At 62.5% G+C, this 14,036-nt stretch carries 7 protein-coding genes; 1 reads left to right on the top strand and 6 read right to left on the bottom strand.

Translation table 11 applies throughout. The features are described from left to right. Positions 1-40: 40 nt before the first annotated feature. Positions 41-2,008, top strand: coding sequence for a sensor histidine kinase (locus H7688_RS00150; protein ID WP_246329654.1), 1,968 nt, complete (start codon positions 41-43; stop codon positions 2,006-2,008). Between the two features lie 4 nt (positions 2,009-2,012). Here the strand turns inward: H7688_RS00150 and H7688_RS00145 are convergent, their stop codons facing one another. The 6 genes from H7688_RS00145 to H7688_RS00120 all read right to left on the bottom strand — a co-directional run bounded on the left by H7688_RS00145 (position 2,013) and on the right by H7688_RS00120 (position 13,895). Continuing rightward, positions 2,013-5,660: a DUF748 domain-containing protein gene (locus H7688_RS00145; RefSeq protein WP_183358993.1), complete on the bottom strand. Its 3,648-nt coding sequence runs from the start codon at positions 5,658-5,660 to the stop codon at positions 2,013-2,015. Between the two features lie 65 nt (positions 5,661-5,725). Continuing rightward, positions 5,726-7,102: a TatD family hydrolase gene (locus tag H7688_RS00140; protein WP_183358992.1), complete on the bottom strand. Its 1,377-nt coding sequence runs from the start codon at positions 7,100-7,102 to the stop codon at positions 5,726-5,728. Positions 7,103-7,701: 599 nt separating this feature from the next. Beyond that, positions 7,702-9,069 (bottom strand): adenosylmethionine--8-amino-7-oxononanoate transaminase, encoded by a 1,368-nt coding sequence (gene bioA, locus H7688_RS00135; protein ID WP_183358991.1) that lies wholly within the window; start codon positions 9,067-9,069, stop codon positions 7,702-7,704. 93 nt (positions 9,070-9,162) lie between these two features. Next, complete coding sequence (gene bioD, locus H7688_RS00130) at positions 9,163-9,882, bottom strand: dethiobiotin synthase (protein ID WP_281379390.1); 720 nt, start codon at positions 9,880-9,882, stop codon at positions 9,163-9,165. 18 nt (positions 9,883-9,900) lie between these two features. Continuing rightward, positions 9,901-10,887, bottom strand: a complete 987-nt coding sequence (gene bioB / locus H7688_RS00125) for a biotin synthase BioB (RefSeq protein WP_183358989.1) — start codon at positions 10,885-10,887, stop codon at positions 9,901-9,903. A 146-nt stretch (positions 10,888-11,033) separates the two neighbouring features. Next, positions 11,034-13,895: an ATP-binding protein gene (locus H7688_RS00120; RefSeq protein ID WP_183358988.1), complete on the bottom strand. Its 2,862-nt coding sequence runs from the start codon at positions 13,893-13,895 to the stop codon at positions 11,034-11,036. Positions 13,896-14,036 lie beyond the last annotated feature (141 nt).

The raw sequence follows: 14,036 nt of genomic DNA, 5'->3' as shown, positions 1-14,036 counted from the left end.
CGACTTCGTCAGCATTCCGCAGATTCTGAAGTACGCGGGGATGAAAGAGTCTGAAATAGCAGATCGTGGGCACTGGTTCACCCAGAGACAGTCGGACCGCTTCTACGAAAAAATGGTGCAGCTCTGCGGCAACCGGGACATCGCCCGTGAGGCCGGACGCTATGCCTTTTCCACCGATGCCCTGGGAGGACTGCGCGAATACTTCCTCGCGCTGGCCGGCCCCGAGTATCTCTATGACATCGTCTCCCGGGTCGCTCCGACCTATACCCGATCTTCCCGGATCAGTTCGCGGCGCATCGGCCCGCGGGAGATCGAGGTCACCGTCAGCTTCGAAGAGGGAGTCCACGAGAGGCCCTACCAGTGCGAAAACCGCATGGGGTTCATGGAGGCCGGCTTCCAGCTCTTCGGCTACCACACCCCTCCTGAAATTTCCCATCCTGAATGCGTCTTCGAGGGCGCCAGCATCTGTCGGTACCGGGTAACCTGGGAGGATTCTCCCGCCATCCGGCTGGTGTGGCTGCGGCGCCTGAGCTTCCTGTTGCTCCCGGTGGTGGCAGGCTGCGGCTTCTGGCTTGCGCCCGATACCACGGTCGGTCTCGTCTTTCTCGGTGTGTTCCTTACCTACCTTGCCCTGGTCGGGTGGATCCAGCGGCTGGAGCGCGCCTCCCTGCGCACCAGCATGGCCGCCATGCGCAGCTCCGGTCAGCAGCTTTTGGAGGAACTCAAGGGGAACTACGATGCCGCCCTCATGGTGAACGAGATCGGCGAGGTGTTCGCCAGCCGCACCGACCTGGACGAGATCCTGGACAGCCTGAACCAGGTGCTGAAAAAACGGCTCGACTATACCTCGGGAATCCTGCTCCTGGGAGATGCCGATGGCAGCTCCCTCACCCTGCGCAGCTGCTTTGGTCTGCGCGACCAGGACGTCGAGATGCTGACGCAGATCGATTACTCCATCGATCCCCCCCTTCCCGACGGCATGCTGGACCACTGTTTTACGCACCAGCGCTCGCTTCTGGTCAACGACCCCAACGCTCCCGGGGTCCCCCTTGCCGACCCTGCGCGGGCGGTGCTGGCCTCCCTCGGCATTCGTTCCTTCATTTGCGTTCCCCTGGTGTGCGAAGGGGAGTCGCTCGGGGTGTTCGTGGTCAGCGACGCCAAGAGGGATGGTGAACTGGGACCCAACGACGTGCGGGTCCTGGAGGGGGTGGCTCCGGTCATCGGCATCGCGATACGCAATGCCCGGCGCCTGGCAAACGAGCGCGACCTCTCTGAACAGCTGCGCAAGGCCTCGGACTCGCTGGAACGGCGCGTCGAAGAGCGCACCATCGAGCTGTCGCGGGCCAACGAGGTGCTCGAGTTCCTCTACGACTCGGTTTCCCACGACCTGCGCACCCCGCTGCGGGTGATCTACGGCTACGGCGAGCTGTTGCAGGAACTCTACGGCGAACGGTTGGACGACGCGGGAAGGGAGTACCTGGCCTCGATGATCGCAGGGGGCGAGCGGATGGAGGCGACCCTGAACCGGATGCTCGACTTCTCCCAGGTGCGTCTCATGGAGCTCAGCTGGCAGCCGGTCGACTTAAGCCGCATGGCGCAGCGCATCCTGGCCGATCTCACCATAACCGATCCCAAGCGCCAGCTGGCCTGCACCATCGAGGACGGGGTGGTGGTCACCGGCGATGAGGAACTCTTGACCAGCATCATGGAGAACCTGCTGGGGAACGCCTGGAAGTACAGTGCGGGGAAAGGGGTGACCTCGATCTGCTTCGGCGTGAAAGACAGCGTCTTCTACGTGAGCGACAACGGTGCCGGCTTCGACATGGCCTACGCGAACCGGCTCTTCGCCCCGTTCCAGCGGCTGCACGACGGTAAGACCTTCGCCGGCCATGGCTTGGGTCTCTCCATGGTGCGCTGCATGGTGGAACGGCTGGGCGGCAAGGTCTGGGGGGTAGGCACCCCGGGCGAAGGGGCAACCTTCTACTTCACCATCGCCCCGCCGCGCTAGAGCACTACTTCACCATCGCTCCGAACTCCACCCGACTCGCCGTACCCCCCTCCTTGGTGCTCGCACGGTAGATGTCCGCATTCTTTTCGAAAAGCCGCTGCGGCGGCAGTTTTCCAGCCTTCAGCAGGTAATTCCGCACCGCCTCGGCCCGTTCCCGGGCCAACTGTTGCAGTTCGTTTTCGCCGACCACCGTGTGGGTGAGGATGAGCTTGCGCATCTCCGCATCGGGGAGGTCCTTGGCGATCCCGAGGACGTTGCGCGGCTTGGGGAATTTCTCCTTGGCGTAAACAGCCTTCAGGTAGGTGGAGTACTCCTGCGGGAGGATTTCGGTGTCGTCCTGGGTCTGCCCCGGCCTGGTTTTCCCCTCTTTTACCTGTGCGCGGAACTTCTCACCCTTCATCTTCTTGACGAGCAGCTCGTTACGGTACCCTTCGGCGTCGCGTTCCCGATCCACGAAACCCGAGATCTCCAGGTTGAGCGCCGGCCGCTCGTCGAGTAGCTTCGCCAGCTTGAGGAGCTTCGCCTCGTCAGGCTTGCCGATGTGCGCCGATCCCGGATCGAAGGGGATGGCGCTGAAGTCCTCGCCGCCGCCAAAGAGCGAACCCAAAAGGGCAAAGGGAGAGGTGGCCGCCTTCACGAGGAGGTTTTTCAGCATCTGCAGCACCACCCCCCAGACGCTGAACTTCGGGTCGTCCGTCTGTCCCACCACCGGGAGGTCCAGGTGGATCTCGCCCTTGCGGTCCTTGAGCAGTGCCACGGCGAGGCGCACCGGGAGCTTGGTCGCCTTGTCGCTCTCCACGGCCTTGCCGAAGGTGAACTGGTCGATGAAGAGCTTGTTGGAGGAGGTGAGCGCCTTCTTGTCGATCTTGTAGGCGAGGTCCAGGTTCAGTTTTCCCTTGTCGATCATGTACCCCAGGAAGGTGTTGGAGTAGGGAGTGAAGGGCGAAAGTTCGATGTCCGTGAAGGCAATCTTCAGGTCGAGGAACAGGTCGCCACGCAGCGGGTTGATCTTCCCGGTGATGGAGAGCGGCGAGTGGTTCTCCAGGTTCCCCCTCAGGTCGACGTCCGCCGTCCGGTTGGTTTCAGAGGAAAGCCCGCTCACCCTGCCCCCCAGGTTGTAGAAGGTGGTGGCGAAAGGGGTCTTCAGGTGGCGGTCGCTGAAGTCGAGGGTCCCCCCCTGTACGGCCACCGTGTCGATCCGGATGGGACGCGGTCCTGCGGCCGGAGCGCTCCCCTGCGCCGGAGTGGCGGGGCTTTGGGGGGGAGCGGAGGCTGCGCGTGCCTGGCTAGCAGGTTTTGCCGGGGGAGCACCCGGTGCCTGGGCAGTCGGTGTCGCGGGCTTGGACTCCTCGGCGCTGAGGTGCTGCAGGTTCAGGCTGCCGTCCCGTTCCACGGTCACCTTGGCGTAGAAGTTACTGAGGGAGACGTCCTGGATGGCGAGGGAGAAGGGGGCGAGGGTACCCTTTACCTGGTCGAGCTGCAGGCTGTCCCACTTCAGGAGGTCCTCGTCGAGGATGGTGTCCAGGCAGTAAAAGGAGTGCACGCCGAGGTTCCCGGCGAAGTTCCCGGTGAGCCCGGCAACCTTGTCCTGGGCGAGGTCGTAGCTTAGCCGGGCGTCGAGGGCGCCGTCGGCGAGGAATATCTGGGTCCCTTCCGGGATGTAGGCGTCGAAATCGCGCAGCGGGATGCCGCCCAGTTCGAGTTTACCTTTCACCTTGAAGGGGGCCGGTGTCAGGTCGCCCGCGGCGGCCAGGCGCCCCCCTTTGCCATACCAGGTACTGAGGGTGAAGGGTATCGTGCCCTGGCGCGGACCGGTTATCGAGGCGACCGAAAAACGGGTTTTTGCCAGAGTAAAGGTTGGCGCCTCATCCTTGCTGCGGTCAGTAAATCTGATGCCGAGTTCGCTTCCCGAGACCTTCCCGACCCGGTAACTGAAGGGTGCGTTTTTGGGGGCTGCCGCACCAGTCGTTTCTTTGCGGGCAGCGCGTGGGGGCGGTGCCGGCTTGGTCCCGGTCTCCTTTTTAAGGAGCCGTTCGGCGGAGATGCTCCCGTCCGCTTCACGCCCTATGCTCAGGTTCCCACCCTTGAACTCCACGCTCTCAACCCCCGCCTTCCTGCCGTTCAGGTCCAGGGCTATGCCGCTTACCAGGGTCTCTTTAAGGAGGATACCTTCGCCGTTACCGAAACTGGCGGCCAGGTTCTCGCCTTTCAGGGAGCTCTTCTCGAGGGTGAACCCTTTGGTGGCGTTGTAGGCGAGGTCCGCCTCGAGACCGAGCTTGCCGCTAACCGGAGTGGTGAGCGTATCGGCAAGGTACGGGTAGTAGTCCTTGAGCGGGATCCCGATCAGGGCCAGGTGCGCCTTGACGTCGAGGGGCTCCGCCGAAAGCTGCCCCTTGAGGGCGAGCTTTTCGCCGTGGCTGGTCGCGAACGTGAGGTCGAAGGGTGCCTGGCGGTCCCGTTCGGTGGAAAAGTTACTCGCAGAGAACTCGATGCCGCTCAGGTCGCTGCGGAAGCCACCCTTGGGGAGCGCGTCCTGGAAATGCACGCTGCCGTCCTTGAGGCTCAACTGGGCCAGCCGGAACAGCAGCGGCTGGTTCTTCTCCTGGGGTTTTTTGTCGGCTGGCGGCTCGGAAGGTTTTTCTGTTTCGGCACCCGATAGTTTCTGGAAGTTCCATTTCCCGTTGGCGTCGCGGGAGGCGAAGACCTCCAGGCGCTCCAGGTCGAGGCGGGCGAGATCGAACTGTTTGGTCAACAGTGCCGCGCGAGTGACGGCAATCCCCGCGTGTTTCAGACTGCTCAGCGGAGCACCCTGCGTTTCTTTCAAATCGATGCCGTCCAAGGAAAGGGACCCCGAAAGCAGGACCTCGGGGCCGGTCTTCGCGTCGATGCGGTAGGAGGCCTCCAGGTTGCTGGTTAACTGTCCCGAGTCGAAACGCACCGGAAGGGGAAAGGGGACGTACCCCAGGTAGTAGGGGAGGTCGAGTGCGCGCACCTTGAGGTCGACCACCGTCTCCATGGCGCGGCTTAACGGCTTGAGACGGCCGTCCAGGACCACCGGCGTGTCGTTGACAAAGGCCGAGAAGTGCGGCGTCACGTAGCGGTCGGCCAGGTAGGGGACGTTGCTGATGAAGGGGAGGGTGACCGTGAGTTCCCTGAGCCGGTGGATGCGCGGGGCTTTCAGGGCGTCGTCCTGGAACAGCACCTGGCCGCGCTTCAGGGTGATGTTGTTGAGCGAGAACAGGTAGCTCTCTTTTTTATTCGGCTCCTGCTTCTTCTCCGTGATCAGGTCGGAAAAGTTGAAGCGGTTCGGAGCGCTGCGCACCAGGTGCACGTACGGCGAGTCGAGAGTGATCTCGCGTACGATGAAGGCGCGCTTTGGGAGCGAGAGCGGGCTAAGTGACAGTCGTGCCGAGCTGAAGGAGACGAAGGTCGCACTGCTTCCTTTCTCGCAGAGACGGAATCCCACGACGGCTGCCGTCATAGTGAAGGGATTCAGCGAGATGCGGCCGATCTCGGTGCGACGGCCGGTGGCTTCGCTGATCTTCTGCACGGCCAGGTGCCGGGCGAGCGGCGGAAAACCGAGGAACAGGGCCGTAGCGAGGATCACCAGGGAGAGTATCGTGACGATGAGGTGTTTTCTGCTCAGACGCATGCCGGTCTCCTTGCGGGTCCCTTCTTGCTGGACTCTCGATGTCCCGGTGGCCCCGGGGAAATACTCTAACCTACCTCTGCGTACTCGCGCTCGCGGAACTCCGCTCCCAGCTCCCGGGCCAAGGCCCGAATCGGCTCCAGGTCCAGTCCCGGCAGGGTCACCGCACTCGCCACCACCGTGGGAATATACCTGGTGGCCTCGCGAATGAAATCACACACACCGGCAAAACCGGCGTCGCCGAATGGGGTGTTGCACAGCCGTGCGTAGGTGGCGGGGTCGGCCGCGTTGAGACTTACCGAGACCGCATCCACCAAGCCGGCGAGTTCCGGGAGGATGTTCCTGCCGTGCACCAGGTTCGCCTGGCCGTCGGTGTTAATGCGCACCTTGAAGCCCCGTTTCTTGAGCTCCACCGCAACCTCGCGCACCAGGTCGAGCCGAATCAGCGGCTCGCCGTAGCCGCAGAACACCACCTCGTTGAAGTCTGTTGCTGCGTCGACTGCCGCCAAAAGCTCGGACGCATTCGGCTCGTGGGAGAGTTTCAGCTCGTGCCCCTTCACGATCAGTTCCTCGAACTTCGGGCAGAAGGTGCAACGGTTCGAGCAGCGGTTGGTGATATTCAGGTAGAGCGAGTTGCGGATCTTGTAGGCGAGCGTCGCCTGCTCCTCGGGATCGGGGATCCCGAAGAGGCGCCGGGTGTTGAATGAGGTGATGCGCCCTACGTCCTCCGGCGACAGACCCTTGAGTTCCGCGATCTTTTCGGCGGTGAACCGGACATAGGACGGTTCGTTGCGCTTGCCGCGGTTCGGCACCGGGGTGAGGTACGGGGCGTCTGTCTCTACCAGCATCTGCTCGATCTTCACGCCGCGCACCACCTCGCGCAGTGCCTCGTTGGAGGGATAGGTGACCGTTCCGGGGATGGAGATCTTGAAACCCATGGCGATCACCTCCTGCGCCATGGCGAGATCCCCCGAAAAGCAGTGCAAAACGCCACCCACCTCGTGCGCCTTTTCTTCCTTCATGATGGCGACGATGCGGTCGTGCGCGTCGCGGTCGTGGATGATGATGGGGAGTTTCAACTCGCGGGCGAGCCTGATGAAGCGCCGGAAAACTTCTTCCTGGAGGTCCCGGGGCGAGCGATCGCGGTAGAAGTCGAGGCCGATTTCGCCGATGGCGACCACTTTGGGATGGGCTTTGGCCAGCTCCCGTATGGTTTCGTAGCACTGTTCGGTAACCCCGGCCGCGTCGTGCGGGTGGATGCCGACCGAGCAGTAGATACGGTCGTAGGCGTCGGCGAGTCGGCAGGCGTCGTGGCTCGACTCGAGGTCCGCTCCCACGGCGAGGATGGTGCCGACCCCGGCTGCGCTGGCACGCTCCAGCATTTCCGGAAAGTCCGCGTCGTATTCGTTGCCGTAAATATGTGAATGACTGTCAATCAGTTCCATGAAACTACTCCTTCGTGTTCCAAGATACTGCCGTGCACCCTGCAGCCGGCGAAAAGGAATCACGTATCTTAATGTACCACAGTTCTGGATGCCAGTAAAAAAAGGGGGTTAAAGGCAATAGACAGTTGATGATTGACAATTGACAGTGAAAGACCTACTGGGAGTGGAATTTTAGTGAGACGGCAGGGTCCTGGGGATAGATATCTTTGCAAGGAAGTGCGGTGGTATGGAGGGTATCCGGTTATCAGCTGCATCTGGCACAGCAACATCGCTACGATGAAACACGGCAGGTGAAAACACTCACTCTGCTTTGTGAAGGCACATCCGGAAATTCCGGGAACCACAGCACCCCCTCCCTTGACGGGAGGGGGCCGGGGGGTGGGTGAAACTGCCCTCGGCAATGATGTGGCACCTTCCCCCTCACCCTGTCCCTCTCCCGCAGGGGGAGAGGGGACCCTGTTGGACGGTTACCTCCGAATTCGTGGAAGTACCTTCGCAGAGGAGGGCTATGGTGACATGCAATTCGAGACCACGCCACCTTGCCAGAAGAACGTTCGCCAGGTGGCTTGCAGCAATCGCCAATCGTCAATCGTCGATCGTCAATTGTCCTTTGTTATCGCTCGTATCGCCGCCTCGATGCCGTCCATCAGGATCTTGAGTTCCTCGAGCGAGATGGCCAGCGGCGGGAAGACCACGATGATGTTCCCCAGCGGGCGCAGGAACAGGCCGTGCTTACGTGCCTCCAGGCAGACCCGGACGCCGATCCGTTCCTTCCAGGGATACGGTGTGCGATCCTTCTTGTCCTGCACCAGCTCGATCCCGCCGATCATCCCTTCCTGGCGCACGTCGCCTACATGCGGGAGGTCCAAAAGGTCCTTGAGACGCTCGCCGAGGTAAGCGATCTTGGGGACCAGGGCTTCCAACAGGCGGTCCTTTTCGAAGAGTTCCAGGCTGGCCAGTGCAGCGGCGCAGGCGATCGGGTTCCCGGTAAAAGTGTGTCCGTGGAAGAAGGTCTTCAACTCGGCATAGTTGCCCCAGAAGGCGTCGTAGACCTTGCGGGTGGTAAGCGTAGCGGCAAGTGGCAGGTATCCCGCAGAGATCCCCTTGGAGAGCGCCATGATGTCGGGGGTGATCCCGGCCTTTTCGCAGGCGAACATGGCACCGGTACGCCCGAAACCGACGGCAACTTCGTCGGCTATCATCAGGATGTCGAAGCGGTCGCACAACTCGCGCACCGCCTTCAAAAATCCCGGGGGCTGCACGATCATGCCGCCGGCACCCTGCACCGCCGGCTCTATCACCAGGCCGGCAAGCTCGTGAGAGTGCGACTCCATCAGCCGTTCGAGATCTTTCAGGCAGAGCATCCCGCAGCGCTCAGGGTTGCGATCCTCGGTAAGCTGGCAGCGGTAGCAGTAGGGGCAGGGGGCCTTGATGGTCGGGAAGAGCAGCGGCGAGTAGACCTCGTGGTAGATGTCGATGCCGCCGACGCTCATCGCGCCCACGGTGTCGCCATGGTAGGCGTTGTCGAAGGCTATGAACTTGGTGCGTTCGGGGTGGCCGGTCTGGTTCTGGTACTGGAAGGCCATCTTCACGCCGATCTCGACGGCGGTGGAGCCGTTGTCCGAATAGAAGACCTTGGCAAGGCCCGGCGGCGCGATGTCGATGAGCCGTTTGGCCAAATGGGCAGCGCGGTCGTTGGTAAGCCCGAGCAGCGTCGAGTGCTCCAACCGGTCCACCTGCTCCTTGATGGCCTCGTTGATCTCGGCACGGCAGTGCCCGTGCACGTTGGTCCAGATGGCGGCCACGCCGTCCAGGTAGCGGTTCCCTTCAGAGTCGACGAGGTAGCACCCCTCACCCTTGGTGATCACCAGGTTGTCGGCACCTTCCCATTCGCTCATCTGGGTAAAGGGGTGCCAGAGGTAATCCGAGTCGTATTTCCTTAAGGTCGCAGTGTCCAGCTCTTCCATGGTGCCTCCTTTGAAACGAAACCGGGGCGAACACGGTGGCTCGCCCCTGGCAACTCTTTGTCATTCGATATCGGTCTACCTTGCTGGGACGCCTTACCCAAACATCTCCCTCAGCATGATGGCCGTTTCCGGCTCGCGTTCGAGGCGGTCCACGACGGCGGTCACCCGGGCACGGTCGTCCTCGCCGGGTACTTCGGGGAAGCTGCCCAGCAGCAGTGCCCCGCTCAACGAGGAGATCAAGTGCGGTGCGTAGGCGCATGCCGCGTCCGGATGATCGGGGTAGCGGTTCACGATGACCCCCTTAACCTCGAGCCCCATCTGGCGCGCAGTAAAGGTGGTGAGCAGGGTGTGGTTCACGGTCCCCAGGTTGGGACGCGCCACCACGGCGATCGGCAGGCCGAGGTTGACTGCGAGGTCGGCAATCAAGAGTCCCCCCGCTAGCGGTACCATGAGGCCGCCGGCCCCTTCGACGATGAGGTAGTCGTACTGGGCCGCCAGGCGCTGGTAGGCGTCCTTGATCACCCCGAAGTCGATGCGCACCCCTTCCTGCTCCGCGGAGATCGAGGGCGCCAGCGGTGCCATGAGGAGGAAAGGGGTGCTGTCCGGGGTAAGCTCGATGCCGGCCCCGAAGGCCAATAGCTCAGCGTCCTCCGAGACCCGCTCCCCGTCCCGCATGATGCAGCCGCTGGTAACCGGCTTCATCACCCCTACCTTGTGACCCTGGCGCTTGAGCAACAGGGCGATACTGGCCGATGCGATGCTTTTGCCGACCCCGGTATCGGTGCCGGTGATGAAAATTGCCTTTGCCATCAGATACTCCAGGTGTGGCCGTTAGTGGGCGCACAGCTCCGTTTCCAGCCCAAGGTCATCGAACATCTTCAGGTCGACGGCGACGTTGCGCCCCAAGGTGGTCAGGTAGTTGCCGATCATGGTGCCGTTTGCGCCGGCAAAGAAGATCCAGGACTGCAGGTCGCGCAGGTTCTTCTCCCTTCCGCCACAGACCGTGATCCGCTTGTCCGGCAGGATGAAGCGGTAGAGCGCGATGGTCTTCAGGCACTCCTGGGCCGTGATGTTGTTGGCTCCCTCGAGGCGGGTTCCCTCGATCGGGTTCAGGAAGTTAAGGGGCACCGAGTCGACGTCGAGATCCTTCAGGGTGAACGCCATCTCGATGCGCTGCGCCGCGTTTTCGCCCAGCCCGAAGATCCCACCGGAGCAGACCTTGACGCCGGCCTTCTTGACCGCGCGGACCGTTTCGACATCGTCGCTGTAGGGGTGGGTAGTGCAGATGTTGGGGAAGAAGCTCTCGGCGGTTTCCAGGTTGTGGTGGTAGGTATCCATGCCGGCGTCGCGCAGCTTGACGGCGGTATCGTAGTCGATGATCCCCAGCGAGCAGGAGGGGAAGATGCCGGTCTCCTTGCGGATCCGGCGCAGTGCAGCGAGGATGCGCTCCAGCTCGAGGCCATTCACCGTGGTGCCGCTGGTGATGATCCCGAAACAGGCGGAGCCGCTCGCCTCGGCCTGGCGGGCGCATTCGACCATCTGCTCTTCTTCGACCAGGGGATAGACCGGTGCATCGGTCCGGTGGTGGGCCGATTGGGCACAGAAGGCACAGTTTTCGGCACAGCGGCCGGATTTGGCATTGATGATGGAGCAGAGGTGGACCCTGTTCCCGACGAAGTGCTCCTTGACCCGGGTCGCGCCGCGGTACAGGTCGAAGACCTGGGACCCCTCTGCCTGGCTCAGCCGTACTGCTTCTTCCGTGGTGATGCTCCCCCCGGCAAGGGTACGCTCGACAATCTCGTTGATCAGCTTTTCCATGAATACCTCCGCGCCTCATGTACCATGCCCAATCTCCGGTTGTCAACCTAATCTAGCCTTCTGGTTGACGAGGTTGGGCGCCCCCCAAAAAGGGCCGGAACGGGGATGCCTCGGCACGGGGTAGGGCGAAGGTGTGGGGAAAGATGTTAGCGGTCCAGGAGTTCGCGGACCTTGCTGATCAGGTGCAGCGGGTGTACCGGCTTCATGACCAGCTCGGTTTCGGGGGCGAGTTCGCCCTTGCTGCGGATCACGTCGGCCGTGTAGCCGCTGGTGAAGAGGGTGGGGATGCCGGGCTTGAGACGCTGGATCTCGTCGTAGGCCGCCTTGCCGCTCAGCTTCGGCATGATGAGGTCCAAAAGGACCAGGTCGACCTCGTCACGGTGTGCGCGGAACTGCTCGACCGCCTCGGCACCGTCGGCTGCCAGAAGCACCCGATAACCGAAACTCATCAGTATGCTGCGCACCAGTTCCCGTACCGCCGTCTCATCCTCGGCCACCAAAATCAGCTCGCACCCCGCCTGTGCTTCCGCCCGCGGCTCATCCGGGGGTGGGGCCGCTTCCTGGCAGCTGGTGATCGGGAGATAGACCTTGAAGATGGTTCCCTGCCCCAGCTCGCTCTCCACCATGATCTGGCCGTTGTGCTGCAGGGCGATCCCGTAGGCCATGGCGAGTCCAAGCCCGGTTCCCTTGCCGACCTCCTTGGTGGTAAAGAACGGTTCGAAGATCTTCGCGCGGGTCGCCTCGTCCATCCCCATGCCGGTATCGGCAATGCTCAAGAGGGCATAGCGACCCGTGGAACACCAGCTGAAGCCGATCCGGCCCGGCTCCAGGTCCACCAGCTGGGTCTGTACCTGGAGCGTCCCTCCCTCAGGCATGGCATCCCGCGCGTTGGTCGCCAGGTTCATCAGGACCTGCTCGATCTGTCCGCTGTCGGCAAAGATGTACAGCGGCTCGGGGGCGAGCCTGGTCTCGAGCGTGATATCTTCGCCGATTACCCGGCCCAGGAAGTGCTCGACGTGTCGGACGATCCCGTTCAGGTCGACCTGGCGCGGGTTCATCACCTGCTTCCGGCTGAAGGCAAGCAGGCTCCGGGTAAGCCCCGCCGCCCGCTCCGCCGCAGCGAGCACCTGGTCGACGCTGTTCCGGTTCGGGTCGGCGGGCAGCAGTCGCATCTGCATCACGCTGCAGTAGCCGATGATGACGGTGAGGATGTTGTTGAAATCGTGGGCGATACCTCCCGCCAAAAGTCCGGTGGCCTCCATCTTTTGGGCCTGGCGCAGCTGTTCTTCCAGGGCCCGCTGCTGGGTGGTGTCCGTTCCGATACAGGCGACCCGGGTCACCACACCGCGTTGTACCACGGGTGAGAAACTGAAGGCGAGGTCGCGCGGCTCTCCGGATGGCGAGCGGGTCTGCTGCTCGAAACTGACGCTATCTCCCGCGAGGCAGGCATCCAGATACGGCTTCAGCTCACGGAAACGGGGGGCACCCATCACCTCTGCCACCGTTTTCCCCAGCAACTGGTGGCGCTCCAGCCCGAGGTACCCGAGGAACGCGCGGTTCCCCATCAGGTACCGGTAGTCGCGGTCCACTACACTGACCATGTCGTTGGACCCTTCCACTGCCTGACGGTACTCGAGGAGTTGGGCCTCGGCCTGCTTTTCCTGCGAGATGTCCAACATGACCCCGCGCAGGCGCGCTGGTACCCCATTTTCGTGCACCACGCTCACCAGGTCCCTGAGCCAGATCCAGGCGCCCCGATCGGTCTTGAATCGGTATTCGAAAATGGCATCGCCGGGAAGGCGCTCCGGGTCGTGCTCCAGCCAGGCAAGCCAAGTCTGGTCACCGGGAAAGATCCGCTCGCACCAGCACCCGGGATCGTTCAGCCAGCGCGTCGCGGCAAGCCCGGTAATCGACTCGCTCTGCTCGCTTATGAAGGTGAAGCGGCCCGACGGGAGATCGTATTCCCAGACGATGCCGTCGATGCTGTTGACGATTTCCTGGGAGCGCTGTTTGGCGCGGAAGAGTTCCAGCTTCTGCTCGGAGAGTTGGCGGTTGGCCTCCTTGAGGCGAGCCACCTGCCGGCTGATCAGCAGGGCGAGCGCGCCGACCAGGGAGAGCAGCAGCGCTGAACTGGCGAGTTCGCGCCGGGTGCGGGCCGACCACTGGTTGAGGCGCTCCTGGCGGTCCAACGAGATGACCGCGACGATCGGGTAGGTGGAGGAGGACCGGTAACTGATGACACGTTCCGTGCCGTCCAGCGGGACTTTGGCGTTGGGAAGGGTGCCGGCTTCCGCAGAAAGGAGCAACTCGGGCGGGAAGAGCTTGTTGGGCGCCGTGGCCATGAGTGCCTCGGAGAAGGGACCCATGGAGAGCAGGGTGCCGTCTTTGCGCAGCAACAGGATCCGGTCGGTGGGCAAAAGCTCGAGGGTCGAGTAGAAGCTGCTGAAGTACTGCGCGGTGAGGGATACGCCGACGATCAGCCGCAGGCTGCCGTCCGGGTTGGAGAGCCGCTTGGTTACCGTGATCAGCCACTGGTTGTCCAGCCTGCTGCGAAACGGCTTTGAGATGAAGAGGCTCGGGTCTTTGGACGCGGCATGGTGCCGGAAGTACTCCCGGTCGCTGATGTTGACCTGTCGTACCGGATATTCTGAAGAAACGGCGTGCAGGATGCCGTCCGGTGTAGCGATGAAGAGGGTGGCCAGGACTGATTGGCTGCTCGCGTGTGCCGCGAAAAGCTGTTGGAGGTGGTGCTCGTCGGGGAGTCCGGTATGCGAAATGGTGGCGATGCCACGGGCGAGGGAGTCGATGGTGGCTTCCGCGCCGTTGAAGGTACGCAGGGCGTGTTCGTGGAGTGCGCTGGCTAGGCCGCGGGAGTGTTGTTCGGCATGCTCCAGTGATTGCCGGCGGTCGGTGCGGATGTCGTAGAAAAGCTTGCCGAAGAAACAGCAGGTGACCGCAAAGGTCAGCAAAAAGGCGATGCGCCGTGCTCCCGGCCGGGACTGGAACATGTACAACCTCGACAGCAATCGGATAACGCTCGGTTAGGAACCTGACCGCTCATATTACCGGATTAATCTGAGGTTGTCTGTTAAAAAAGAATAATAGTTACGATAACTTCGTTTAACCATAGACGATTAACGAGCTTGCCG

This window comes from Geomonas limicola, from assembly GCF_014193675.1.
In the GTDB taxonomy this organism is placed as follows: domain Bacteria; phylum Desulfobacterota; class Desulfuromonadia; order Geobacterales; family Geobacteraceae; genus Geomonas; species Geomonas limicola.
This window is presented reverse-complemented; position numbering and strand designations above follow the sequence as displayed.

Bases quoted from the DNA above. Each gene is read 5' to 3' on its own strand.
- bioA (WP_183358991.1), bottom strand. From the start codon at position 9,069: ATGGAAGAGCTGGACACTGCGACCTTAAGGAAATACGACTCGGATTAC.
- H7688_RS00150 (WP_246329654.1), top strand. From the start codon at position 41: ATGAAAGAGTCTGAAATAGCAGATCGTGGGCACTGGTTCACCCAGAGA.
- H7688_RS00145 (WP_183358993.1), bottom strand. From the start codon at position 5,660: ATGCGTCTGAGCAGAAAACACCTCATCGTCACGATACTCTCCCTGGTG.
- H7688_RS00120 (WP_183358988.1), bottom strand. From the start codon at position 13,895: ATGTTCCAGTCCCGGCCGGGAGCACGGCGCATCGCCTTTTTGCTGACC.
- H7688_RS00140 (WP_183358992.1), bottom strand. From the start codon at position 7,102: ATGGAACTGATTGACAGTCATTCACATATTTACGGCAACGAATACGAC.
- bioB (WP_183358989.1), bottom strand. From the start codon at position 10,887: ATGGAAAAGCTGATCAACGAGATTGTCGAGCGTACCCTTGCCGGGGGG.